Origin of the sequence: Bosea sp. AS-1, assembly GCF_002220095.1 — a bacterium.
GTDB lineage: Bacteria > Pseudomonadota > Alphaproteobacteria > Rhizobiales > Beijerinckiaceae > Allobosea.
Genome location: NZ_CP022371.1, coordinates 82,732 through 105,857, shown reverse-complemented (window position 1 = coordinate 105,857; position 23,126 = coordinate 82,732). Strand labels below are relative to the sequence as shown.

The following is a 23,126-nucleotide window of genomic DNA, read 5'->3' as shown; positions in this document are numbered from 1 at the left end:
TTTGTTGATGATCACAGTGAATGAGGTCACCCCGCCGCGGCCTGACACCGCGGCGGCGTCGATGAAGAGGCGCTGTACCTTCTCTTCGCCTTGAACGACAGAACGCCGGTGATTTGCAAAAGCCCGGTTAGCCCTTTGCCACATCGCAGGCGACCATAGTGTCGAAGTCGCCGTTGACCGGACTAACGTGCGGGCGTGTCGCGAAATTGAATTCCTGTCCTGCCTTGGGGAAGAGAGCTGGAATACCGACGACGCCCTTGATGATATCTTCGGTCACGCGCGCTACGCCTCTGCATTTGCCATAGGGCGATCGGATCTCGACCATCTCGCCCTCTGCGATGCCCCGCGCTTTCGCGTCCTCCGGATGGATCTGGATATAGGCATCCGGCGTACGAGCGCTGACAGTGGGCTTCTCCCAGTAGGTATAGCCGGTGTTCCACAGCTCGTTCAGTCGGAAGTCTATGGCCATCAGTGGATAGTCGCCGCTGATCTCCTGCCATTCATACTGGCCGACACGGAAGTCCTTCAGCACAACAGTCTTTTCCAGGTGCACCTTACCGTCCGATGTCGGAAACCGCTTGCCCGTGAGTTGCGCATACTCATCGGAAAAGAAGCGCTCGGGCGCCTTGCCATTGATGTAGGGGAAGCGGACCCCGTTGGTCCCGGCCTTCAGCAGCATTTCCCAAGTGATGTCCTTGACGTCGCCGCTTTGCACCCGCATCTCGTCCCAGACGTCTTTGGGTGTCTGCCAGTCATAACCGCTGTAGCCCATCCGCTTGGCAATCTGCGACACGATCCACCAATCGGGCCTTGCCTCGGCGGGTGGATTCATGAACTGCTGCGTCATGCGCAGACGGCGGGTAACGCTGGTGAGTAGGGTATCGTTTTCCCCCCAAGTCGCGGCGGGCAAAAGGACGTCGGCAAATTCGTCCATATCCGTGTGCGCCCGGTCCTGCACGATGACGAACGTCTCTTTGATCATCGGCAGGTATTTTGTGAGGGATGGCAGTTGCTTGGCGATGTTGCAGCCAAAAGCCCAGGTTGCCTTGATGCCGCCGGCCGCAAGGCGCTTATACATGTAGTTGTTGTCCTTGCGGCTCGGAGGCTCAGGCGGCCAGACGAGGGAGCCACCAGGGTGTCCGCCCGCGCGCGACGTACAGGCGCCCGGCTTGCCGACATTGCCCAGAATGGCGCCGAGTGCCGCCAGCGCGTGCTGCGCCTCGAAGGCGGCCATCTGGTGCATGATGCCCTTCTCGTTCAGCATCATCGTCTTGCCGCGCGCTTCGATCAGCATATCCACGGCGCGCTGGATCTTGTCCGCTGGGACCCAGGTCTCTCGGGCGGCAGCCGCAAGCTCGAACTTCGCATCGGCCACCGTCTCGCGCAATCCGTCGAAGCCGTTAACGTACTCCGCGACGAACTCCTTGTCATAGCCGCCGCGATTGATGATCTCACGGATGATCGCGCCGAGCAAAATGGCGTCTGAACCGGGCCGAACCTGAAGGTGCAGCCCACCGTGTTCTTCGGCAAGCCGCGCCTGATAGGTACGGCGGGGATCGATCTCGATATGCTTGGCGCTCCCGCCTGACATGTTGTTCTGGTAGAAACGAAGATACCAGACCGAGCCGTTGGCCTCGATATTGGTGCCGACTGTGACCAGAAGCTTGGTGAGCTCGAAATCCTCCTCAGTGAAGGAGCGCGTTCCGGTGCCGAACGCGGCGGAGATGCCGGCGCTTTCCTCGTCGTAGAACCAGCCGTTCCCAGCGTGAGTCGACGAGCCGATGCCGGTAAACCAGAGCTTCAGCATCGCATAGGTGTGCAGGTTGTAGAGCCAATCGCCCCACACGAGGGAAAGGGCGTCCGGGCCGTGCTCATCCCTGATCCGCCCGAGATTGGTCACGACAAAATCGATGGCCTCGTCCCAGCTCACCTGCGTTAGCGGCGACCCCTTCCCTCCCTTTCGGATCATCGGATGCAGCAACCGTCGGTGAGCCGTCGGAAGGTTCTTGGAGAACAGCGTCTCGGCATTGGTGCCACCGCGGATCGAATAATCGCCGGCGTTAACGACACAATCCTTGTCGGGAATGGCAGCGATGAAAACTTGTTTGCCGTTTTTTTCGGCCGGAATCACGAAAGACGGCGAATACCATTCCCCGGAAAGGGCACCCGTATAGGAGCCTTCAGGCTTGATGCCTGTGCCCTGTTCCCACACGTGCACCTTGTAGCCGCATTGCACCATGCAATACTGGCAAGTTGCGTTGAACACTTCGGCGTTTTCGGGCGGCAGTTCCAGGCAAGAGCCTTGATCGCCCTGCGCTTTCGCCCCAGTGCCCATGGTCAGTGCTGGGAACGCAGCGCCCCCGGCCAAAGCCCCTTGAGAAAACCCCGGCGTGTCCCCGGCACCCGCGCACCGGGTTTGAATGCCTCTGTCATCTGTTCATTCCTCCCAAACCGTTCTTGTTTCATTGCCGAGCAGATCGGATCAGGCGTCGCACGCGTATCCATAGACCACGCCCCCGGCGACGCCTGTGGCATAGATAACGCCGTCTTCGATCTCGAGCGCGATACGTGGCAGACCGCGCGTGGCGGGCCCCTCGACGGCCATCCCTCCGCGCCTCACATCGAAACGGCTTGCATGGCACCCGCAGACGAATTCCTTTGAGTCGACGCGGAATTCGACCGGACAGCCCATGTGCTGGCACAACGCGCTGTAGGCGACGACCGAGCTGTTGGGTCCGATGCCGTCAGCAACGGCCTCCCCAAGATCGATCAGCGCCGCTGTGGCGTCCTTTGGAAAACTGAATTCGATGGGCTGGCCTGGAACGACTTGCGACAGCGCAGCGACGCGAACGCGAGGCGATGCCGCGGTCGCCGGCATTGCGAGCCCTGCCACCGCCAGTCCACCACCCGCCGCGACCGTGCCAGCAAGACGTAGCGCATCGCGCCGCTTGATTGACTTGTTGTCCATTTTTCCTCCTGTGGTCTTATGGAATTCGGATTACCGGGGAAAAAGGCGCGCAAGCGCCCGACTCAAGCGCCCGACCCCCGACAAAACAAACCGCAAGAGGCTGGCTTTCGGAATAACCCGTTGTTGTTTCTTGCAAAAAATTCTATGATGACACAAACGTGTCATCGGAGGCCTGATGAGGGACGTCGTTTCGAACCACTTCCTACAAGACGTCATTTGTCGTTTCGCGGAGCCGGGCCTTCTGATCGACTCACGCCGGCAGGTGGTGTTTGCCACGGAGTCCTTTGAACGACTGGCCAAACGGGCCACGGGCGGATGCGCTTGCGAAGACCTGCTTGCAACTGCGCCAACCGGGCCAGCTGGGACGTCCTGCTGCTGGGATATGCTTGACGACTATCTTGCCTGCGGTTGCGATGCGCTTTGGCCGATCCAGCTGGCCAATGGAGGTTTTGTTTCAACCATTTGCAAACTGGGGACGATCGACCTGTTGGGCGAACACGGCTTCATGCACCTGCGGGTTCGGCCGCTGGGCGCTCCCTCGCAAGCGACGATGCAGCTGTTTGAGGCGATCCGCCAGCATTTCGACACCGTGACGAAATTTCAGCTTTGGGCTACCGAGTTCTTTCGTGCCACTTGGGGCGTGTGGCTCGAATGGTTCGAACTCGATGAAAAAGACGATGCGGTCACTCACGCAATCAGGAGTGGTCTTGGGAAGGTTGGTTGGGATGTGCCGTTCGACATCAGCTTGCAGAGGGGGCGCAAGAAAATAATAAGACGAGTCTTCGCGAATGCTGACCAGGTGCAGCCGAGAGTCCTTCTGATCAGCACACCTCAAGGCGAATTGCAGGAAGAGCTGGTTTCGAGCCTCCGAGCGGTGGTGCGTTTGGCGAGTGCCCCTCAACGGAGCGCTGCCGTCGAGATATCGGATGCGATCCGGCTTGCAAGTTTGAGCCTCCGGGAACGTGAGGTTCTAGCGCTCCTCTACCGGGGACTGACTGACGCCAGCATTGCCGAAAGACTGCAACTCAGCACGCATACTGTGAAGAACCATGTGCGCCATATTATGTCTAAGTGTGGCGCTCACAAGCGAATCCAATTGGCCATGCTGGTCCAAAACGCGAGCTGATACGCGCCGAATACTTCGATCGAGCCACCGGGCCTTGCGAAGCCTCGCGCGCCGTCTACGGCCATCTATGCTGCAACTGATTATAGCTCTGCTGGCGGCGGTGCCTTTCTCGGCGTCTCCGAGTGGGGAAGTTCCAATCATCGGGATGCTGGGTGGCGCAGGAGCTGCCGTCTGCATTCCTGCATCCGAGCGGCGGACCAAAACCAATTCAGAACGCCTCCGGAGAGGTCGGCAAATCAACAGCCAAACCGCCATGAAATTCGCGCCACCGCTCAACATAGGGCTCTCGCACTGCGGTTAGAAGCGGAATGCCGGCGCAAACTGGCTCAGTGAAGCAGGCGTGTAGCGCGACAATCTTGATGAAAAGACTCTCAGCTTCATTGTCGCGCTACATAGGCGAGCAAACCATCACCCATCGGCGGCTTCTGCCCTGCCGAACCGGCTGATGACGATGAGGTCAACGCGGTCAGCGATTGAAGCATCGATACGGTGCGAAAGAGCGACGAGTCCCTGCTCATCGAGCTTGCAACCGCGCGATTCTCTGCCACGAGTCTGGGTGATCCGCGCCCGCTGGCCTGAGCGAAGATCAACGAGATTAAGCATCGCGCATTTCTCCGACGGCGATCCGAGGATCGTGTCCCGCAGCGTGGTGTAGCTGGGTGTGGGTCACCACATCGCCGGCGGCCGGATTGTCAGCTGGCGATTGCCGGGAGGCTGACGGTGGGATCATCGCCCAAAGGAGCGAAGGAGCGTATATTCTATATTAGTAAAGTCGGATATTGGGCTAGGTTGTGCCGGCGGACTGCAATCAGGAATCCGACTGTCTCAATGACGAACAGAATAAGCGTCAGAACGAAGAGTAAAATTACTTCAAGGGTTACATCACCGTGAACTAGCACGAGCGGATTGGGCCATTGTGCCAAAACGCTCGTTCCAAAGTATCTGATGGCAAGGAATAATAAGATCGTAGCCGGGTGCAGCGCATAGGCAAAGCGCAATCTGCCACCTCCATCCTTCGATGTTGTTTCTTGCACCGTCATGCCCGTTCTCACGCCCGGCTTCAAGATACGCGGTCGTCCAAGCTCGAACCTAAGCTAGCCGGCGCAAACCGAGAGATGCACGTCTCTCGCTTTCCAACATCTCGATCAGGAGTTTGTTCTCGCCACCCGCAACCGGTTCCTACGGGGTCCCGGACCAGCGCTGTCCTTACAGCGGTCAAGTAAGATGGCGGCAACTTACCGCCCGCTCTCGTCCTCGGCTATCCGGGTCGGAGCATGCTCCAGCGGCGGGCAAGGCGCACCTCTCCTGATCTGACGATTTCCGGACCGCGACGTTTCCTTCGAACCGTTACCTATTTGTCGTCGTCGCCGAACGCGCGGTGTAGCGCGTCGAGCGTGTCGACGGCCTGCCGGACCTTCGGCCCCTGCTCCCCGCGGAGCACGGCCGTCATCGCCTTGAAGCCGTCGTCCTGCTCTTCCGCCGCGGCGGCGAGGATCTCGCGCACGTCGCAGCTCTCCCCCGGGGAGCGGCAGGCTGCGCGCCGAGGCTGAGCGTCTTGCGTGGCTCGGGCTTGGGCGGCGGAGCGCCAGGGCGCCGCAGCGCGAGCGCCGGCGACGCCGCCTCCTCGTGCCCGGCGGGGGCGCTCCTGGCTTTCGCGGCCGGGCGCTGCGGCTGGCGCCGCGCGGGCGCCTTTCGCGGCCGCGATGCCGTCGCGGGTTCGTCTTGCGCCTCCTGCTGCTCGGGAGCCGGGTTGATCGCGCCCTGCAGGGCCTCGTCCTGCCAGAGGCGCAGCCGCGGCAGGACCGGCGGCGAGCCCTTCGCGCGCTCGAAGTAGCCGCGGTACGGCTTGTCTTGGTAATGACGTATCTTCGTCAGCTCGAACGACGGCGAGTTTTTCACCATCAGGATCGAGAGGCGCGACGACATCTCGCGCAGCTCGAGCGGGCTGCGCAGCGGCCGCGGCGTGTAGTGCGGCGCCCAGACGCGCGGAGCGAAGATCCCCTGCCCCGGGCGCTGGATCGGCGTCTTGTAGACCTGCGTCGTCTCGCCGAGCATCTCCGACACGAACTCCGACGTCTCGAGGTCGTTGATCTGGATAAACAGCTTGATCTGCGAGCCGGAGACCGTCGTGACGCGCGTATTCTTGCCGTAGAGCTCGTCAAGCTGCGCGAGGTCCTGCATGACGATCGCCATGCGGAAGCCGTAGCCCGCGCTAATCGTGATCTTGGAGATCAGCGAGTCCATGCGCCCGACGTGGTAGAACTCGTCGAGCATCAGCAGCAGCTGGTGCGGCTCGTCGTCGCCGGGGATCTTCACCATCAAGAGGTCGTGGATCTGCTGGAAGAGGATGCGGATCAGCGGCCGGAAGATCGAGAGCTCCGCGATCGTGCAGCCGATGAAGATCGTCATCGGCGTGCGCCGCAGCTCGCGGATGTCGAAGTCGGACGTCTCCGTCGCGGCCGAGATCAGCCCGTTGTTCCACAGCGACATCGCCATGTTGACGTTGAACACGGCGCTGTTGCGCGTCTCGGGCTCCAGCGCGATGTACTGGTTGAAGCTGTCGACGACCCAGGTCGGCAGGTGCTGGCGCTCCGTCTTGACGATCGCGCGCAGCACCGATGAGATGTCCTTGCCTGTCGTCGTCATCCGCGCGACGGTGCGCATGTGCTGCGCGCCGGCGATCAGCGGCGAGGCGAGCACGTAGCCGATCAGCGCGGACAGCAGGAGGCGCCCGGCGCCGGCCCAGGTGTCGTCGGCCTTCTCGGGGATCACGAACGACGCGACGACGAGGCAGTCGGTCGCCATGCGCTCGTCGCGGCGCACGAAGTCGAGCGGATTGTAGCGGTGCGTGTCGTTCGAGCCCGGCGAGAACATGAACACTTTGTTGCCTTTTCGCCCGCGGTGGTTGGCGAGCGCCTCGAAGTTCTCGCGCTTCGGGTCGAAGAAGACGGCCGACCCCTCCCACAGGTAGCCGTTCGGCAGCACGAAGCCGGTGCCCTTGCCGGAGCGCGACGGCCCCACGACGAGGACGTGCGCCGGCTCGTCGGAGCGGAGCGTGGCGCCGCTGAGCGTGCCGAGCACGATGCCGCGCTTGGAGGTCAGCCCCTGCTTCGCCGCCTCCATGACGCTGCCGAATCGGGCGGCCCCGTAGGGCATCTGGCGCCGGTTGACGTAGGCGAAGACAGCGCCGCCGAGGCCAAGCGCGACGACGGCCGCCGCAGCGTAGCCGGCGCGGACCAGCGCCTCGGCCCGCGTCGGTGCGTAGACGAGGCGGTCGTGGAAGTGCCGCCACGCGACGAGGAAGAAGTCGGCCGAGCGGTCTGCGTTCTGCATCGCGAACAGCGCCCAGCGCGAGGCGCCTTCGCTCGGGAAGCGGTGCGGCGCCCAGCGCAGCGCGACCACCACCTCGTAGGCGAGGCTCCAGAGCAGCCAGAACGCCAGAGCGCAGAGGAGCCCGACGCCGACCCGGTAGGCCACGACCCGGCTCACGGCGCGGCCTCCCGCTTCGCGCCCTCGCGCCGCCAGTCGGCCATCCGCGAGAAGTAGACCTCCGACGTGCCGCGCCAGCCGCCGACCTTCGTCTGCTGGATGACGATCGGCAGCACGGACTTGATGTAGGCGATGATCTCGTCGCGCCGCAGGCCGAGCGCGGCCTGCATCACCATCAAGGCAAGCTGCTCGAACGCGCCGGCCGAGCTGTCGGCGTGGACGGTCGTGATGCTGCCGGGGTGGCCGGTGTTGATAGCGCGCAGGAACGAGTAGGCCTCCGCGCCGCGGATCTCGCCGAGGAAGATGCGGTCGGGCCGAAGCCGCATCGAGGCCTGCAGCAGCGTCTCGACCGTGACCCGCGCCTCGCCCTGGTCGCCCTTCGAGGCGACCAGCGGCAGGTAGTTCCTCTGGACCGGGTTGACCTCGCGCGTGTCCTCGATCGTGATGATGCGCTCCTCCGCCGGCACCTCCTTCAGGATCGCGTTCAGGAACGTGGTCTTGCCCGAGCTCGTCCCTCCCGAGAGCAGGATGGAGTAGCGGTTGACCACGGCGAGGCGGATGAACTCCTCGATCCGGCCGGCGTCCAGGTGCTCGCAGAGCGCGCGGTCGACGTCGGACAGCGCGCCCTCCTCCGCGGTCCTCACCTTCGCGAAGGAGCCGAGCCGCCTGTAGTCGTCGAGCCGCATCTCCTTGATGACCTGCTTGCGGATCGCGAAGGCGCCGCCGGCGGTCGTCGCCGGCGGGATCACGCCCTGGAAGCGCTCGCCGGTCGGCAGCGCGGCCGACAGCAGCGGGTGCTCCTCGTTGACGCTCTGCCCGGAGTGGCCGGCGACGCGCTCGGCCAGGTGGCGGATCGCGTGCTCGGTCAGGGCCGGCACGTCGTGGCGCTCCATGGCGGACTGGCCGAAGCGCTCGACCCAGACCTCGCCGGGGCCGTTGGCGCAGATCTCGACGACCTGGTCGTCCTCGAGCCAGGGCCGCACCGGCTCGAGCGCGCGGTCAATGAAGACTGTCAGGCTTCGCGCCGGCGCGTTCACGCTTGAGCTCCCTCAGGGCTTCCTTGACCGGGTCGGGGTAGAGCGCCGAGAAGTCGAGGTCGCGGCGCACGAACACGATGATGCGCGTGCCCTGGTCGAGGTAGATCGTCGGCGGGATGTTGATCGAGTTGCGGAGCGCCTCCTGCGCGATGTTGGTCAGGGTCTGCGAGATGTTCTGCGCGGCGATCTCGCGCGCCTGCAGCGAGAGCTGGTTCTGGTTCACGCCCGTCTGCGTCTGCGTCACCACGCCGGTGACCGGGTCGGTCGACGTGATCACCGTGCCGTTGCCGTAGCCGTTGGTGTTCTGGCCGTAGGCGCTGAGGAACTGCGCCGCGCCGCCGACCAGCGACAGCATGACCGCAGATCCGAAACGCTCGAGGTAGTGGTTGTCGACGAAGCCGGCGTTACCGGCCCGGCCGAGGTCGTCGGCGCCGTTCGAGCCGAGCTGCACCGACACGCCGTCGGAGCGCAGCATGCGGGTCCAGACGATGAAGACCCGCGTCTGGCCTTGCGCGATTCCCGACTTGTACTCGCCGATGAGGCGGCTGCCGGCGGGGATCAGCACGCGGCGGCCGTCGAACGACCACACGTTCTCCGTCACCACGGCGCGCACCATTCCCGGCAGGTCGCTCTGCACGGCCGTCTCCAGCACGCCGCGGATGAAGGTGCCCTGCGCGACCAACGCGTCGATCCGGTTGTTCTTCGTCGCGCGGGCGACCTCGACGCCCGCGGAGGAGACCGACGCGAGGAAGCGCCGGTTCGGGTCGTCGTCGGCGCCGGCTGCGGCCCGGCCGCTCTCGTCGCCGTTGGGGGCCGTCGCGGCCGCTGCGGCGTTGTCGTCGATGACCTGCGGCGCGCGCAGCCGCTCCCAGCGCTTGCGCTCCTCCTCCAGGCGCTGGCGCTCGAGCTCGGCGAGGCGGCGTGTCTCGTCGTCGTTGGGGGGCGCTGCCGCCAGCGGCGGCTCCGGCGCCGGCGGGGCGGCAGCGCGAGCGGAGGCGCGACCGGGGGAGCTGGCGGCGGCTGCTCGGGCGGGGCGGGCGGGATGACGATCGTTCCCTGGTTGGTCTGCGGCCGCGGTGTCGACAGCGACGGCGCCGGAAACTGCGTGGTGGTGAACGCCTCCTTGTCTGGCGTCGTCATCGTCGACGTGCGCCGCGACAGCGTGCCCCAGACGAGCCAGCCGGCGACGGCGAGCGCGCCGAGCGGGACCGCGACCTTCAGGAAGCGTCCGAGCGCGGTGCGGCCGCGCGCGACGGAGGTCGCGGCGGCGGCGTCCATCTCCAGCGATCGGTACTCGTCGGCGGTCGGCATCGGCGCTCAGCCTCCCGAAGTCGCTGCCGCGCCGACGCGCTGGGGCGCGTAGGGCTCGAGCCCGTTCGGCTCGTGCACGTTCGTCAGGCGGCGGTTGAAGATGCAGGTCGACTCCTTGCCGTTGCGCAGCGTCCACTGCGGCGACACCTTGTCGACGACGACGTAGGGCCCTTCGGTCCGGTAGTTGACGAGGCTCTCGTTGCGGTCGGCGTCGACGATGTAGATCGCCGGCGTCTCGCCTTCGAAGCGAAACCAGGTCTTCGTCCCGTCGTCGAACACCGCGACCGGCTTGTTCGCCGACGACCCCTTGTAGCCGTAGTCGCTGTTGGCGTTGGCGATGTTGAGCGCCTTCAGGTTCGGGTTCGCCGCGCGCTCCTTGGCTTCCGCGAGCAGTCTCGCATTGGCCTCGTCGTCGGGGAAGCGGAAGCGCACCGCGTAGATCTGGCCGGCGGCCGGGCGCGTGTTCGAGCGCAGCAGGAAGGTGTAGATGCGCTTGTCGGTCACGACGTTCAGGTTCGACTGCGCGTTCTTCTCCACCGGCTTGACGAAGATGATGTCGCCCTTGCGGTTCGGCTCCACCCGCCAGGCGATGGAATCGCCGAGTGCCAGCGTCTCGATCTTCTCGTCCGGCTGCAGCTCGATCATCGTCGACGTCCCGTAGGACGCGTCGATCGCCGTGACGTTGTCCGGGCTGTAGACGACGTTGCGGATGCGCGAGTCGAGGCGGCCCGGACGCGGCGTGGACTCGGCGAGGGCCGCGCCGGAAGGGAGCGCCATCAAGAGCGTGATCGCGACGACAAAACGCTTCATTGCTGCGCACCGACCGTGCGGGGCGTCGGCGCCGACTCCTGGTCGCGGCGATACTCGAGCACCTGGAAGCCGAGCGGGTTGTCGAACCGCCACTCGTTGCGCATCGGCGACGAGGTATAGCGGAAGCGCACGAGCGACACCCAGTGCCGGGTGACGATGTTCGTCGCGGACTTCTCGTCGGTCGAGAAGCGCACCAGCGCGGTGCGATTGTTCGGGAACGTCACCGACTTGATGTCGACGCTGACCTCCGTGTTGGTGCCGTAGAGCTTCACCGGGTTGCTCGGGTTGGCCGGCGAGTAGATCTCCGTGAGCTCGCGCGCCGCGTCGCCGGCGGCGAGCAGCTGCGCGAGGTCGAAATTGTCCTTCAACGCCTTCGGGTCGTAGGTCTCGCGCGCCTTGATGTAGCGCACGACGTTGAACATCGTGACGGCCTCGTCCTGCGTCAGCGGTCCCTCGGCCATCGGCCGCTTGACCTCGACGAAGCCCGTCGTCTTGTCGACGACGACCATGTAGGGCTCGTAGGTCTTCAGCGGCACGAGGAGCGCCAGCACGCCGAGCGCCGTAACGGCGACGACCGTCATCGCGGCAGCGACGATCCAGGCGAGCGCGCGCGAGTTGCGGTTGCGCCGCGCGATGTCGCGCTCCCACGTCGCGCCCTCCGCGTAGTAGCGCGGGTCGACGCGCGTCTCCCCTGCCGTGCCCTCCGTCATGGCCGCCCTCCCGTCTGCGCCGACGGCGGCGTTCCGGGGTTGCGCAGCTGGTCGGCGAGGCGCCGGAATTCCGCCGACTGCGCCCAACTCGCCGAGCGCAGGCCGACCCGCGCGCGCTGCCGCGAGGCGAGCTCCTCGCGGCGCGACATCGAGGCGGGGTTGAGCGGGTTGCGGAACGCGAGGCGCGCGCGGTTCGCGGCCGCGCCGAGCCTGTAGCCCGAAGCGGTCGCGAGGACCGCGCCGATGCGCGGCGAGAAGATCGGGATGCCTCCGGCGATCGCGGCCGCCATGTTGTTGATCTGGCTGAGCAGCAGGATGCCGATGATGGCGAGCAGCACGACCGGGCCGATGGTCGCCCAGGTCGCCGACTTGGAGTTGCCGACGCCGTTGAGCATGTCGATCGACTGCTGGATCAGCGAGACGTAGAAGGCGAGGAAGGCGTAGACGAGAACCTGCACCAGGAAGTACTGCGCCAGCGAGCTCATCCAGCCGCTGAAGAAGCGCGACGTGACGCCGAACAGCAGCAGGATGATGAAGAGCGGCGCGAGCGCCAGCAGCAGCCACATGAACATCTTCGACAGCACGATCAGGAAGATCGCGAAGCCGATCAGGATCGCCATGACGACGTAGAACACCGCGGCGAAGATGTACGGCCCCCAGTTGGTGATGCCGGCGTTCTGCAGGAAGGCCTCGGTCGCGGTGTTGGTCGTGTCCCACATGTTCTGCAGCGCCGTCTGGACGCCGTTGACCGAGGTGAGGTTGGCCGACGTGCCGGTGTTGTTGGCGGAGGTCACGGCGCTCAGCAGCGCGTTGCCGATCGCCGACGGGCCGTCGTTGAGCGCTGTGTAGACCAGGGTCTGGAAGTCACCCCACTGCGTCGCGAGCACGTAGATCATCACCGCGCGGAACAGGCGGAAGGCGTGGTCCGCCGGGCCGCCGGTCGCAGTGCCCTGCCAGATGCCGACGCCCCAGAAGATGACGTAGAGCGTCAGCAGCAGCCCCGCGACGCCGGTCGCGCCGCCCGAGGTGGCTGCGTTCGCGAGCGCCTGGTAGGCCGTCGAGACGTAGTTCTGGCCGAGCTGGTCGACGGATTGGAGCAGCGACGTGATGTTGAAGCCGTTCGCCATCGCGCCCTCAGATCGGCCGCATCGGGCCGCACGAGTCGACCCCGCGGATCGCGGCCGCGGCGGGCGGCGTCGGAGCGAGCTCCGTGTAGGCGAGCGGCGTTCCGCCCTCGTCCGGCGAGCACGGCGCCTTCAGCGGCTTGTAGGCGCAGCCGCCGAGCGCGAGAGCGGCCGCGAGGGTCGCAAGGAGGGCAAGCGCGCCCCTCACTTCCCGGGCGCCTTCGGCTGGGTGAACGTCATCGCGCGCGAGGCGGACTCCGCGGCGCCGTCCTGCGGGGTCGGCTGGCTCGCCGTGGCGGCGGGCGGCGCGGCGGGACGCAAGGCGTAGCGTCCGACGGCGATGCCCACGACGACGGCCACGATTGCGATCGCGATGACAGTGGTCTTCGACATTCCCTTCGTCACTCCCTTTTGCCGGCCGCGCAGCCGTGCTCCACCCGCGGCGCTCACTGCGAGAACTTCATCGCGCGCGCGGCCGCCGACTCCGCGGCGATGCGGTCGAGGTTGGCCTGGTTCGCGGCCGCCGCGGCGTTGTTCACGACGCCGTTGAGCTCGTTGATCGTCAAGCCGGTCTGGACTTGGACCTGCGTGTTCTGGTCGATGCTCCCCTTCAGGTCCTGCGCCTGGCCGATCTGCTGGCCGCCCTGCTTGAACGCGCTGGAGCGCTGCTGAATCGCGCCCTGCGTCGAGTTGATGAGGCCCGACAAGGTCGCCGCGACGTTGACCGAGTTCTTGTAGGCCGTGTCGACCGGGTGGGTCTGGCCGCTGGCGAGGCCGGTGATCGTCTGCACGAGCTGGAGGCCGTTGATCAGCGTCGACACGATGTTCTGCGAGTTCGACCCATGCCCGCGAACGAGAGCGCGCCCCCGGAGATCACGGACCCGAGCGATGGTGCCTGCGCCATCGAGAAGCCGCTGCCGAGCGCCATCTGGGCCAGCGTGCCCTGCGCCTGCGAGGAGCGGTCGCCCGTCACAGCCTGCAGCGTCTTCTGCGTGAACTGCATGATCTGCTGGTCGGCGCTCAGGATCTTCTGCGTGCTGGTCGCGATCTCCTGGGCTTTCTGCAGGTTGGCGTTGTCAATGACGGGCACCTGCGCCAGCGCCTGCGAGGCGTGTGCGGCGAAGGCGAGCCCGGTGACGAGGGGAAGCATGGTCCGCATGAGGTCCTCCCTAGCGGCTGTTGGCGTTGATGGCGGCGAGCGCGGCGGCGACGTCGGCCACGGTCAGGGGCGCATCCCCTGCAGGCGCGCTCGACGCGGCGTCCTGCGCCCGCGCGAGGTAGAAGACGACGTCGCCGTCGGTGTCGACGTAGCGGGCGGCGACGCAGCCGGGGTCGGTAGGCGTCCCCGGCGGCGTGGTGGAGCAGCCGGTGGGAGCCCGGCACGGGTCCGACGCCGTGCCGCTCCCAGCCATGCCGGACGGGCAGGACGGGCCCCTTGGCTGGGGGCTTGCGGCCGCGGCCCGCATCCCGCCCGCCGCGCGGCTGGTGTCGCTCGCCATTGCGAGGTTCAGCGCGTTGAGCGCGGTGACCCAGAGGTTGGTCGAGCCGGTGACGCCGTTCCAGGCGAAGTCGTTCTGCAGGCGCGCGGCGCTGTTCATGTCGATCGCCGCCATCACGGTGGTCGCGGTGCCGACTTGCTGGCCGGCCGCCTTGAAGCCCGACTGCGCGGCCGAGAGCGTCGAGCGGCTGGCGTCGACGCCGGCGACGACGTCGCCGCTCGACTTGAACAGCGTCTGGCTGCTGAGCGCGGCGCCCTGCGCGGCGGGGTCGGGCGTCGCCGGCAGGTCCGGCGCGTAGGCGTGGATCTCCTGGCTGCCCGCGCCGTCCTGCGGCTTGACGGTCGGGTCGGTGACGCTGGCCTTCTTGCCTGTCGTGACCGCGCACTTGACCCCGTTGTTGGCGTCCTTGCGCTGCGTCGTCACCGGGACGAGCTTGACGGTCGTGCTCGCCGTCACCGAGTGCTGGGTGAGCTGCGCGGCGTCGTCGACGGGGATCGAGGCGCGGGCCTGCGCGGCGAGCGCCGTCAGCAAGGCGAAGGCGATGAGCGCGCGCCTCACGACTGGTCCCTCCCGAGGAAGATCGGCAGCCAGGCCGCCGGGTCGTCGCCGACGCGGGCGCGGAGCGCGTCGAGCTCGGCGACGGTCTCCGTCCTGCCCGACAGGACCTTGATCAGGTCCGGCATGCTCGACAGGTTGAGGCGCGCGACGACGCTGTCGCGGCCGTGCTTGATCAGGAACGAGCGGCTCTCGGGGACGGTGCTGCGGATCCAGTCCACCTCGCGGCCGGAGAGGCGGAAGGCCTGCCTGTAGCTCTCGTCGTCGGCCTTCGGGTTGGGGAAGAAGATGTTCGTGCTGGTCTGCTCGATCAGCGTGTTGGAGGCGCGCGAGCGCACGATGTCGGCCGCCGACTGCGTGCCGAAGCCGATGATCCCGTTCTGCTTGCGGATGGTCTTCAGCTTGTCGCGGATGAAGAAGGCGAACACCTCGTCGTCGAGCAGCCGCCAGCCCTCGTCGAGGAAGATCATGACGGGGTCGCCGGTCAGAAGCTCGTCGGTGCGGTGGAAGATGTACATCAGCGCCGCGGCGCGGATGACCGGGTCGTCGAGCACGCGCGTCATGTCGAAGCCGAAGATGCTCGAGATCGCGAACTGGTCCTCGTCGTTGTTGAACAGCCAGCCGCGCTGGTCCGGCCGCATCCAGCTCTCCAGCCGCGCCAGCAGGTCGCCCTCGCCCGCCCTGATGCGGCCGCGCAGCAGGGTCGAGAACGCCTTGAGCGTCCGCCCTTCCGGCCCCGCCGCGAGCGCGGCGGCGATCGCGTTGCGGATGACCTGCTCCTCGGACGCGGAGAGGTCGCCGCCCTTGGCCGGCCTCAGCATGAAGGCGAAGAGCTGGTAGAGGAACTCGCGGTTCGCCGCCGAGTCGGGCAGCGACAGCGGGTTGAAGCCCGTCGGCTCGCCGGGGACGAGCGCCTCGTACTGGCCGCCGAGCGCCCGGATGAAGATCTCGGCGCCGCGGTCCTTGTCGACGAAGACGACCTTCGGGCGGGGCTCGATCCGCTGCGTCTGCGCCGCGATGAAGGAGAGGAACACCGTCTTGCCGGAGCCCGTCGGGCCGACGACGGTGAAGTTGCCGATGTCGCGGACGTGGTGGTTGTAGTAGTAGGCCGTCTGCGATGTGGTCTCGAACACCGAGATCGCCGGCCCCCAGTGGTTTCCGTCCGGCTTCCCGCTCGGGTAGTTGTGCAGCGACGCGAAGCCGGCGAAGTTCTTCGACGAGATCACGGCCTTGCGCGCGATGTAGGCGAAGTTGCCGGGCAGCTGCGCCCAGAACGCCGGCTCGCAGTTCAGGTCCTCACGCACCCAAATCACCGAGCGGTCCGTCAGCGCGGCGCCCGCCGCGGTCACGGCGGCCCCGACTTCCGCGAGGTCGCGGCCGAGGCACATCACGGTCATGTGGTGCTCGCCGTAGATCGCCTCCGAGGCGAGCAGCTCGTCCCGCGCCTCGTCGAGGTGCTCGGCGACGATCGAGCCCGCCTCGTCGGACATGTCGACCTGCCGCGACACGCGGTCGATCTGCTTTGCGGCGACCGGCCGGTCGACGATGGCGAAGGTCTGCGTCGCGATGAACTCGTGCGGGACGCGCAGAAGGTTGTCGAACGAGCCGGGGCCGCTCTGCGCCGGGTACTCGCGGATCGAGATCATCGCCGCGAAGCGCGTGTCCTCTGGCCCCGCGCCGCGGACCTCGATGGCGTTGCGGCCGAAGAAGATGCGCTTCAGCGAAAGGGCGTCGGCGAGGTTCATGCGCGGCAGGTGCATCGGGCGAGGCAGCCCGCCGTCGACGATCTGGACGAGGAACTCGAGCGGCTCGGAGAACCAAACGCCGTCGCGCCGCACCACGCCGAGCTGGCGCGCGCCGTAGGCGGCGAGGTTCTCGCGGAGCGCGGTCGCCGCGTCCCTGAGCTCGTTGAGCGCGGTCTGCATGGCGACCGACTCGCCCGCCGCGTCCCTGCGGCCCAGCGCTTTCGTCATCAGCGCGTCGAACGTGCCCGCCTGCCCCTGCAGCGGGCGGCGCACGATGGTGAGGTAGATGTCGTTGACGAACATCCGCCGCTTCGACAGCGCGGCGTCGTAGCGCTCGTCGATCTCGCGGCAGAGCGCGTTGTCGAAGGTCGAGGCGATGCGCGGCTGCACCTCGCGGCGCACGATGTGGGACGCGAGCGCGAAGCGCGAGTTGGCGAGCGTGCGGACGATGTCGTTGCGGCCGAGGAGCCGTGCGTTGACCTCGCTCATGTCGGAGGTCTCGAACGAGTAGCCGTCGAGCTTGAGCACGGTGAGGACGAGGCCGTCGCGCGTCTTGACGATGTTGTCGTCGACGTGGCGCGTGTAGGGGATGTGCGACGCGACCGGCCGCTCCCGCCGCGACACGGCGCCGTAGGTCAGTTCGTCGAGGAGCGCCCGCGCGACCATCGCCGCCTCACGGTGAGTAGCTGTCGGCGCCCCAGAAGGCGCGCGTGCGCGGCGGGCACTTCGTCGAGCGCACGAACAGGATCTCGAAGATCCTGTCGTCCCTCAGCGTCATGACGTAGCCGAACAGGTGCAGCGGGATGGCGACCAGCAGCATCAGCAGGTTGTGCGTGACGAGGAAGCAGACGCTCGACACCACGCCGTTGAACATGAAGTACATGTAGGGCACGCCCATCAGCGTCGGCGCGCGGGTCAGCGCCTTGACCAGCGGCGTGATGAGGGGGTCGTCGAGCTCGCTCTCGGTCATTGGCCGACCGCCGACTGGAAGAACTGGACGATCTGCGCCGACCCGAACACCAGCACGATGCCGAAGATGACGCTGCCGGCGATGCCCCAGGTCAGCCGGCCCGACCACGCGAACAGGCCGCAGGCGATCACGGCCAGCGTCGCGAGCGCGGTGGCGATCGGGCCGGTCAGCGCCTGCACGAGCTGCGTCAGCGTCGACTGCACGGGCTGGAGCGTCCCGCCGGACTGCGCCGCGGCGTCGACGGCGCTCATCGCCAGCAGTGCGAGCGCTGCCGGCCCGCGCGAAAGCAGTCGCTTCATTAAGTCCTCCCTCTCAGTCGACGTGCATGACGAAGCCATCGCTCCACTCCCCTTTTCCTGGCGGTTTGCTTGAGGCCGGGCGCGGAAGCTCGTCCTTGGGCCTGACCTCGACCACGTCGGGCTGCGCGGTCGCGAGCGTGCCGGCGGCGCCGCGCTCAGGCGCGCCCGGGCCGGGCCAGCCGTAGACGTCGTTGACGACCTGGGCGACGAAGCGGACGGTCTCCGGGTAGGGCGGCACGCCGCGGCTTTTCGCGACCGCGTCCTCGCCGGCGTTGTAGGCGGCGAGGACGAAGAACGGGTTGTTGTACTTGTCGAGCAGGCTGCGCAGGAATCGGACGCCGCCGCGGACGTTGCCGGCCGGATCGCACAGCTCGACCTTGAAGCGGTCGGCGGTCTGCGGAAGCAGCTGCATCAGCCCGAAGGCGCCCTTGTCGGACAGCGCGGCGGAGTCGTAGTGGCTCTCGCTCTTCGCCACCGCCTGGACGAGGTCGGGGTAGAACCCCTCCTCCGCCGCTATGCGCGCCACGAGCGCCTTGGCGTCCTCGGGGGCCATGGCCTTCGCGGCCGGGCACGGCCCTGCGGCGGTCGCCCTGGTTCCGAGCGCGAAGGCGTCGAGCGGCAGGATTCGGCCGGAGGCGTCGACAGCCGCGAGGCGGGGCTGCTTCGGGAGGTCCTGCGCGCGGGCAGCGCCGCAAGCGGCGAGAACGCCCAACCCGATTGCAGCCACCCCCTTCCGCATGCCAGCCTGCCTCCATTTTTCAATAGACAATATATTAGATATTGATATCTTGGCAACAGCTTCTTGGCAACAGCTTCTTGCCCGACGTCCCCAGTTCGATCGGGAGGGGTGGATGAACCGCTTCGCAGCCTTGTCGGCCGTGCTTTGCCTCGGCCTCGCGCCCGCCGCCGCCGCGCCGGCGGCAGCGCAGGACGCGTCGTTCGGCTGCAAGGTCCTGCTGTGCGCGGCGGCGAGCAGCCCGGGCTGGTCCGGCATCCCCTACTGCGTCCCGGCGATGCAGGAGCTGTTTCGCCAGCTCGCGCACGGCGGCGGCTGGCCGTCGTGTTCGGAGGGCCACGCCAGCAGGCCGGGCTACGAGCCCTACCAAGCCTGCCCGGCCGGGCTGACGGCCGCCACGGGCTCTGCGGGCGGCGCGGTGACGCCCTCGCCGGACGGCGAGCTCTGCGCCGACCTGTCGAAGCCGCAGCGGAGCTGCTCGGGCGGGGACGGCGGCTGCACCACGACTTACCCGACGACGGCGAGGGCGCGCCGGAGCGACCCCTACTTCGTCGACATCAGCACCGCGAACGGGGTCCAGCGGTTCTACTTCTCGCTGCAGGGCTACTAGGGTGGCGCCCGCTGCGGCCTCGGCGGCAGTCCTCGCGGCGGTCCTCTTCGCCGCGCCGGCGGCCGCGCAGGGGGCGTCGCCCTGGTTTCCGATTCCGGACGACGCCGTCTACCTGACCGGCGACAGCTGGTCGTCGTCAGGCGTCACCTACCGCCTCTACGGCGTGCAGGCCTGCCTCAGGGGCACCGACTTCACCAACGCCCACGGCCTCAAGCGCGACTGCGGCGAGGCCTCCCTCGCCATGCTCGCGGCGCTCGCCCGCGACCTGCGCCCGCAGTGCTACGACGCGGCCGAGTCGCGCCAGCTCCGGACCGTCTTCGTGTTCTGCCTCGCGAGCCCGACCAAGGGCGCGGCCGCAGGCTGGCGCATCGACCTCGGCACGGCGCTGATCTCGACGGGCTTCGCCTTCGCCGCGCTGAAGCCCGACGGCCAGCCGGTCCACACGCCCTACTTCGTCGCGCAGCTCGTCGCCCAGCGCGCCAAGGCCGGCTTCTGGGCCTTCGCCGACGTGCCCGACCCGAACGCGATCATCCTGCGCGCGCTGCGCCGGAACCAAGCGGGCGCCGAGCCAGCAGCCCCGCCGGATGCGGCGAAAAAGCCCTGAGCCACCACTGCCAACCAGAGGAGCGAGCATGCGAACCACAAACCTTTTCATCGTCCGCGGCTTCGTCGGCCAGGCGCCGAAAGCCTTCAACAAGTCGGCCAAGGTCAACATCGCCACCGACCGGGCGTGGACCGACGGCAAGGGCGAGCGCCACGAGGAGACGGACTGGGTCACCGTCAGCATCCTCAACGAGAAGGCCGCCGCCTGGGTCATCGCCAACGTCGCGAAGGGGGACCCCGTCTACGCGGAGTGCCGGATCGCCGACGGGTCGTACAAGAAGGACGGCGAGACCGTCTACACGACCGACATCATCGCCAGCGTCTTCAACAAGCTCGACCTCGGCGCCCGCGACGATGCCGCGGCGTGACCGCGTGCTGCTGCTGACAGCGGTCCTCCTCGCCGCGGCGGGAGGCGGCGTAGCCGCCTCGCAGCCGGCGGAGCGGGACGCCGGCATCTACGCGCCGAAGATCCCGCCGCAGTCTCCGCCGCTGCGCGTCGAGGTCGTCGACGGCCAGCGCTTCCGCGACATCGAGACGGGCCAGGCCTACCAGCTCTACGGCATCGAAACCTGCGCGCCGGGCCAGACGGCGCGCCTCGGCCGCCAGCCGTGGCCGTGCGGGACGATGGCGACCGCGTGGCTCGTCACCGCGACGCTCAACGCGTGGCTCGCCTGCGCGACGCTGCGCGAGGAGGCGGGCGAGCGCTTGGTCCGCTGCGCGACGGCGGGCCACCCCGACCTCGCGGCGGACATGCTGCGCGCCGGCGTCGCCGTCGCCAAGCCCGGCACCGACGCGGACCCGGCCATCCGCGCGTACGCGCTGGCGGAGCAGGAGGCGCGCAAGGCCTACCGCGGCCTCTGGTCCAGCACCTTCCAGATGCCGTGGGACTGGCGCGCCAGCCACCCGGCACCGTCCCCCGCGCGCAGCGAGGCGACGCGATGATCCGCGCAGCCCTCGCCCTCGTCGCTCCCTTGGCGCTGTCGCTCTGCGGCTGCGCCGGGCCGCGCCCGCCGGCGGCCGACCTCGGCCCGCCCTTGCCGGAGCCGATGTACGCGCCGGCGCAGGTCAAGCCCGGCCGCCTCGAGTACGCCCCCGACCGCTCGACCTTCGCGCCCATCCTGACTGAGCGCTTCCCCTACCCGACCCAGCCCGAGGCGAACGCGGCGTACCACCGCCTGCTCGCCTCGGCTCCGCCCGACCGCGCGTACCCCGCCTCGGTCTGGCTGTTCGGCTGCAAGCCCGGCGCGCTCGACGCCCAGACGGCGCGCGTGACCCGCTACAGCGGCCCCGTCGTGCACTGCGCCACCGACTTCCTCGACGCGGGCGGCCGCCGCGTGCGGCGCGAGACGGCGAACTTCTACTACTACGCCGACGCCTGGAGCATGCAGCCCGTCTACCCGCCGCGCACCGCCGTGCCGTGGCGCAACCGCGAGCGCTCGCCGAAGGACTTCTGGTGGTGGGTCCCGGGCCGCGACCGCTACGAGTAGCGGCCTGCGCCATGCGGACGCGGTCGGGGTTGAGACAGTATATTAGATGTTGTAAGGTGCCGCGGGCGTTTGCTCGGAAGGCTGCGCTCGCCTCGTTCTTGCTGGCTGGGCTCGCTATGTCGGACGTTCAATCCCTCGCGCAATCGGTGACGCCCGACCCGGGCTCCTGGCGGCCGATGTCCTACGCCGACCTGCAGCGCCCCTCCCCCGCGACCGCCACCTACGCCGACATCTGGAAAGAGGCAATCGAGCGCAACAACGAAGGATACCGCGCACGGGGCGACCGCCGCTTCGCCGGCGGCAACGCGCCCGTCACCGAGGCGCACTTCGTGATCTGGAGCAGCCGGCGTTCCGTCGTCCTCAGCGTCCTCGACACCGCGATCGGCTGCACGGTGAAGTCGGTCGCGCCCGGCGCGCGCGCGACGGTGAAGCTCTGCCCGCTGCGCATCGCGGTCTACGAGGGAGTGCAGGTCCGCACCATGGACGGAGGCCGCGCCTGCTTCCTCGAGCTCGCCCCCGGCGCGCCGCCCGACCCGGCCGCATCCGCCGCGTACGCGTCCTACGACGTGCAGACCCGGACGCTGAGGACCGGGATGATCGTGAACCACAAGGCGGTGGAGGGCTGCTCGCTCGCCATACCGCTTGCGCCGCTCGCGCCCGCCGCGGGTCCGCAATGAGAAGGAGACCGCCCATGCGAAACCACGCCATCCCGCTGTTGGCGGCGGTCGCACTCCTTGCAGCCGGGGCGGCGGCGCCGGCCTCGGCGGCCGACGCCGCCTTCGCCTACAAGACCACCTACCGGAACGTAGAGCACGACCCCGACAAGGTCTGGGCGGACGACGCACTCGCGGGCGGTGCCGGCGGCGCGACGATCCACGAGTACGAGCTGCGCAGCGCCAAGGGCGACCTCCTCGTCTCGCAGGTCTGGAACGACGACTGCTCGTCGAGCACCTGCCCGACGCGCCTCGTGCGCATCGGGCCGGGCGGCCGCCGCACGGTTCTCGTCGACGACATGATGCACCAGGTTATCCCGCCGAACGACCCGCGCTTCGCGGGGTTGTCGAAGACGGGGCCGGCTGCGGCGTTCGCCGAGCACCCCTTCCTCCTCAGCGCCGACGGCAAGACGTTGGTCAACGGCGACTTCAAGTTCGAGGTCGGGGCGGGCAAGCCATGAGCCGCCGCGCCGTCCAGTCGGCCTTGTTCAACGCAGGCGTGGCGCTCTGCCTGTCGGCGACGCTCGCGCTCGCGGGCGAGTCGGCCGCGAGCCTGACGTCGGCCGGGATCCCCGCGAACTGCGCCGACTTCGCCGCCAAGGTGTCCAGCAGCGAGGGGAATTTCGGGTCGGTCAACCAGGCGGGCTGCCTCGGGGCCTTCCAGTTCTGCCCCGGTACGTTCGAGCGCTACTACAGCGGCAGCGCGCAAAGCTTCCTCTCAAACCCGCAGGCGCAGACGGTCGCCTGGACGCAGTACGAGCAGAACTCCTGGTCGCAGGCGCAGAAGAACGGCCTCACCTCGCTCGTCGGTCAGCAGGTCTGCTCGGGCGGCCGCTGCGCCACGATCGACCAGTCGGCGATCCTGATGGCCTGCCAGTTCGGCTGCGGCAAGAACGGCAAGCTCGCGAACTACGCCGCGAGCGGCGACTGCAACGCGCGCAATGTGAAGGACGGCAACGGCGTCAGCGTCTGCAGCTACCTCATCCGCGGCGCCGGCTACGACGCGTCGTGCTTCACCGGCGACCAATCGGCGGTGTGCCAGGAGAGCCCGAGCGGGCCGGGCGACTTCCCGACCTCGACCGGCATCGCCGCCAACCCGCCGACCGCCTCGAGCGCGTCGATCGTCGTCAGCCCGACCGACGTGTAGGCGGACCGGCCTGACGCAACCTTGCGGCCGTGTCGTGCGGCAACGATGCCTCTCTTTTTCGTCAAGTATTGAGACAGGGCAACCGCGCCCATTGCTTGGAGCCGCTTGTAACCACGCGCCGGCTCCTGTTACGAACGCCTGCGCGAGAGCTTGGAGAACTCCGGGCGTGCGCGATCACACTTCAGTT

The 23,126-nt window shown here is 67.7% G+C and carries 30 protein-coding genes; 10 read left to right on the top strand and 20 right to left on the bottom strand.

The annotated features are described in order from the left end of the window. Nucleotides 1-127: 127 nt before the first annotated feature. Nucleotides 128-2,335 (bottom strand): molybdopterin-containing oxidoreductase family protein, encoded by a 2,208-nt coding sequence (locus CE453_RS01600; protein ID WP_089172995.1) that lies wholly within the window; start codon nt 2,333-2,335, stop codon nt 128-130. A gap of 147 nt (nt 2,336-2,482) precedes the next feature. After that, the gene (locus tag CE453_RS01595; protein WP_089172994.1) at nt 2,483-2,968 is read right to left on the bottom strand and encodes an arsenate reductase (azurin) small subunit; all 486 of its coding nucleotides are present in this window, start codon (nt 2,966-2,968) and stop codon (nt 2,483-2,485) included. Between the two features lie 175 nt (nt 2,969-3,143). On the opposite strand from CE453_RS01595, the gene CE453_RS01590 reads away from it, so the two are divergent. Beyond that, nucleotides 3,144-4,094 carry a helix-turn-helix transcriptional regulator gene (locus CE453_RS01590; protein ID WP_089172993.1) on the top strand — a complete coding sequence of 317 codons (951 nt, stop codon included), beginning with the start codon at nt 3,144-3,146 and terminating at the stop codon, nt 4,092-4,094. Between the two features lie 208 nt (nt 4,095-4,302). On the opposite strand, the gene CE453_RS29590 is transcribed toward CE453_RS01590, so the two are convergent. From CE453_RS29590 to virB10, 6 genes are all read right to left on the bottom strand, one after another. Beyond that, nucleotides 4,303-4,386, bottom strand: a complete 84-nt coding sequence (locus tag CE453_RS29590) for a hypothetical protein (protein WP_472840950.1) — start codon at nt 4,384-4,386, stop codon at nt 4,303-4,305. 116 nt (nt 4,387-4,502) lie between these two features. Further along, nucleotides 4,503-4,697, bottom strand: coding sequence for a DUF2478 domain-containing protein (locus CE453_RS29435; protein ID WP_089172991.1), 195 nt, complete (start codon nt 4,695-4,697; stop codon nt 4,503-4,505). A gap of 748 nt (nt 4,698-5,445) precedes the next feature. Next, nucleotides 5,446-5,598 (bottom strand): hypothetical protein, encoded by a 153-nt coding sequence (locus CE453_RS29210; RefSeq protein WP_248307729.1) that lies wholly within the window; start codon nt 5,596-5,598, stop codon nt 5,446-5,448. Next, nucleotides 5,541-7,583, bottom strand: a complete 2,043-nt coding sequence (locus tag CE453_RS01575; RefSeq protein WP_248307728.1) for a type IV secretory system conjugative DNA transfer family protein — start codon at nt 7,581-7,583, stop codon at nt 5,541-5,543. Before CE453_RS01575 ends, CE453_RS29210 begins: the two co-directional genes overlap by 58 nt. Further along, nucleotides 7,580-8,620 (bottom strand): P-type DNA transfer ATPase VirB11, encoded by a 1,041-nt coding sequence (gene virB11 / locus CE453_RS01570; protein WP_089172990.1) that lies wholly within the window; start codon nt 8,618-8,620, stop codon nt 7,580-7,582. Before virB11 ends, CE453_RS01575 begins: the two co-directional genes overlap by 4 nt. Further along, a complete protein-coding gene (gene virB10, locus CE453_RS29205; RefSeq protein ID WP_248307727.1) occupies nt 8,583-9,302 on the bottom strand; it encodes a type IV secretion system protein VirB10 in 720 nt (239 codons plus the stop codon). The genes virB11 and virB10 overlap by 38 nt, the downstream gene beginning before the upstream one ends. Before the next feature lie 360 nt (nt 9,303-9,662). Between virB10 and CE453_RS29200 the strand changes: the two genes are divergently transcribed. Beyond that, complete coding sequence (locus tag CE453_RS29200) at nt 9,663-9,983, top strand: hypothetical protein (RefSeq protein WP_248307726.1); 321 nt, start codon at nt 9,663-9,665, stop codon at nt 9,981-9,983. On the opposite strand, the gene virB9 is transcribed toward CE453_RS29200, so the two are convergent. The 12 genes from virB9 to CE453_RS01510 are packed head-to-tail and all read right to left on the bottom strand — an operon-like array spanning nt 9,938 to nt 18,382. Continuing rightward, entirely contained in the window at nt 9,938-10,741 is an 804-nt protein-coding gene (gene virB9, locus CE453_RS01560; RefSeq protein ID WP_089172989.1) for a P-type conjugative transfer protein VirB9, read from the bottom strand. The genes CE453_RS29200 and virB9 overlap by 46 nt on opposite strands. Beyond that, a complete protein-coding gene (locus tag CE453_RS01555) occupies nt 10,738-11,451 on the bottom strand; it encodes a VirB8 family type IV secretion system protein (RefSeq protein ID WP_089172988.1) in 714 nt (237 codons plus the stop codon). The genes virB9 and CE453_RS01555 overlap by 4 nt, the downstream gene beginning before the upstream one ends. Next, the gene (locus CE453_RS01550; RefSeq protein ID WP_089172987.1) at nt 11,448-12,578 is read right to left on the bottom strand and encodes a TrbL/VirB6 family protein; all 1,131 of its coding nucleotides are present in this window, start codon (nt 12,576-12,578) and stop codon (nt 11,448-11,450) included. Before CE453_RS01550 ends, CE453_RS01555 begins: the two co-directional genes overlap by 4 nt. Before the next feature lie 7 nt (nt 12,579-12,585). After that, complete coding sequence (locus tag CE453_RS01545; protein ID WP_089172986.1) at nt 12,586-12,783, bottom strand: hypothetical protein; 198 nt, start codon at nt 12,781-12,783, stop codon at nt 12,586-12,588. Further along, nucleotides 12,780-12,968, bottom strand: a complete 189-nt coding sequence (locus tag CE453_RS01540; RefSeq protein ID WP_089172985.1) for a hypothetical protein — start codon at nt 12,966-12,968, stop codon at nt 12,780-12,782. The genes CE453_RS01545 and CE453_RS01540 overlap by 4 nt, the downstream gene beginning before the upstream one ends. A 53-nt stretch (nt 12,969-13,021) precedes the next feature. Beyond that, a complete protein-coding gene (locus tag CE453_RS29195) occupies nt 13,022-13,396 on the bottom strand; it encodes a hypothetical protein (protein WP_248307725.1) in 375 nt (124 codons plus the stop codon). Beyond that, nucleotides 13,384-13,734, bottom strand: a complete 351-nt coding sequence (locus CE453_RS29190; protein ID WP_248307724.1) for a hypothetical protein — start codon at nt 13,732-13,734, stop codon at nt 13,384-13,386. The genes CE453_RS29195 and CE453_RS29190 overlap by 13 nt, the downstream gene beginning before the upstream one ends. A gap of 10 nt (nt 13,735-13,744) precedes the next feature. Then, complete coding sequence (locus tag CE453_RS01530) at nt 13,745-14,632, bottom strand: hypothetical protein (protein WP_089172984.1); 888 nt, start codon at nt 14,630-14,632, stop codon at nt 13,745-13,747. Continuing rightward, entirely contained in the window at nt 14,629-17,040 is a 2,412-nt protein-coding gene (locus CE453_RS01525) for a VirB4 family type IV secretion/conjugal transfer ATPase (RefSeq protein WP_089172983.1), read from the bottom strand. Before CE453_RS01525 ends, CE453_RS01530 begins: the two co-directional genes overlap by 4 nt. Nucleotides 17,041-17,047: 7 nt before the next feature. Next, the gene (locus tag CE453_RS01520; protein WP_089172982.1) at nt 17,048-17,344 is read right to left on the bottom strand and encodes a VirB3 family type IV secretion system protein; all 297 of its coding nucleotides are present in this window, start codon (nt 17,342-17,344) and stop codon (nt 17,048-17,050) included. Further along, the gene (locus tag CE453_RS01515) at nt 17,341-17,643 is read right to left on the bottom strand and encodes a TrbC/VirB2 family type IV secretion system protein (RefSeq protein WP_089172981.1); all 303 of its coding nucleotides are present in this window, start codon (nt 17,641-17,643) and stop codon (nt 17,341-17,343) included. The genes CE453_RS01520 and CE453_RS01515 overlap by 4 nt, the downstream gene beginning before the upstream one ends. 13 nt (nt 17,644-17,656) lie before the next feature. Continuing rightward, nucleotides 17,657-18,382: a lytic transglycosylase domain-containing protein gene (locus tag CE453_RS01510; RefSeq protein WP_089172980.1), complete on the bottom strand. Its 726-nt coding sequence runs from the start codon at nt 18,380-18,382 to the stop codon at nt 17,657-17,659. Between the two features lie 112 nt (nt 18,383-18,494). Here CE453_RS01510 and CE453_RS01505 point away from each other — a divergent pair, with 112 nt between their 5' ends. The 8 genes from CE453_RS01505 (at nt 18,495) to CE453_RS01470 (ending at nt 22,939) form a co-directional block, all read left to right on the top strand. Then, nucleotides 18,495-18,989, top strand: coding sequence for a hypothetical protein (locus CE453_RS01505; protein ID WP_089172979.1), 495 nt, complete (start codon nt 18,495-18,497; stop codon nt 18,987-18,989). A gap of 1 nt (nt 18,990) precedes the next feature. Beyond that, nucleotides 18,991-19,593: a succinoglycan biosynthesis protein exoi gene (locus CE453_RS01500; RefSeq protein WP_089172978.1), complete on the top strand. Its 603-nt coding sequence runs from the start codon at nt 18,991-18,993 to the stop codon at nt 19,591-19,593. 28 nt (nt 19,594-19,621) lie between these two features. After that, on the top strand, nt 19,622-19,960 hold the full coding sequence (locus tag CE453_RS01495) for a single-stranded DNA-binding protein (protein ID WP_089172977.1): 339 nt from the start codon (nt 19,622-19,624) through the stop codon (nt 19,958-19,960). A gap of 4 nt (nt 19,961-19,964) precedes the next feature. Further along, a complete protein-coding gene (locus CE453_RS01490; protein WP_248307723.1) occupies nt 19,965-20,534 on the top strand; it encodes a thermonuclease family protein in 570 nt (189 codons plus the stop codon). After that, complete coding sequence (locus tag CE453_RS01485) at nt 20,531-21,079, top strand: hypothetical protein (RefSeq protein ID WP_089172975.1); 549 nt, start codon at nt 20,531-20,533, stop codon at nt 21,077-21,079. The genes CE453_RS01490 and CE453_RS01485 overlap by 4 nt, the downstream gene beginning before the upstream one ends. 116 nt (nt 21,080-21,195) lie before the next feature. Then, nucleotides 21,196-21,756: a hypothetical protein gene (locus tag CE453_RS01480; RefSeq protein WP_248307722.1), complete on the top strand. Its 561-nt coding sequence runs from the start codon at nt 21,196-21,198 to the stop codon at nt 21,754-21,756. Nucleotides 21,757-21,770: 14 nt separating this feature from the next. Then, nucleotides 21,771-22,253, top strand: coding sequence for a hypothetical protein (locus tag CE453_RS01475; RefSeq protein ID WP_089172974.1), 483 nt, complete (start codon nt 21,771-21,773; stop codon nt 22,251-22,253). After that, nucleotides 22,250-22,939 carry an acyltransferase gene (locus CE453_RS01470; RefSeq protein WP_089172973.1) on the top strand — a complete coding sequence of 230 codons (690 nt, stop codon included), beginning with the start codon at nt 22,250-22,252 and terminating at the stop codon, nt 22,937-22,939. Before CE453_RS01475 ends, CE453_RS01470 begins: the two co-directional genes overlap by 4 nt. The last annotated feature ends 187 nt before the right edge of the window (nt 22,940-23,126 follow it).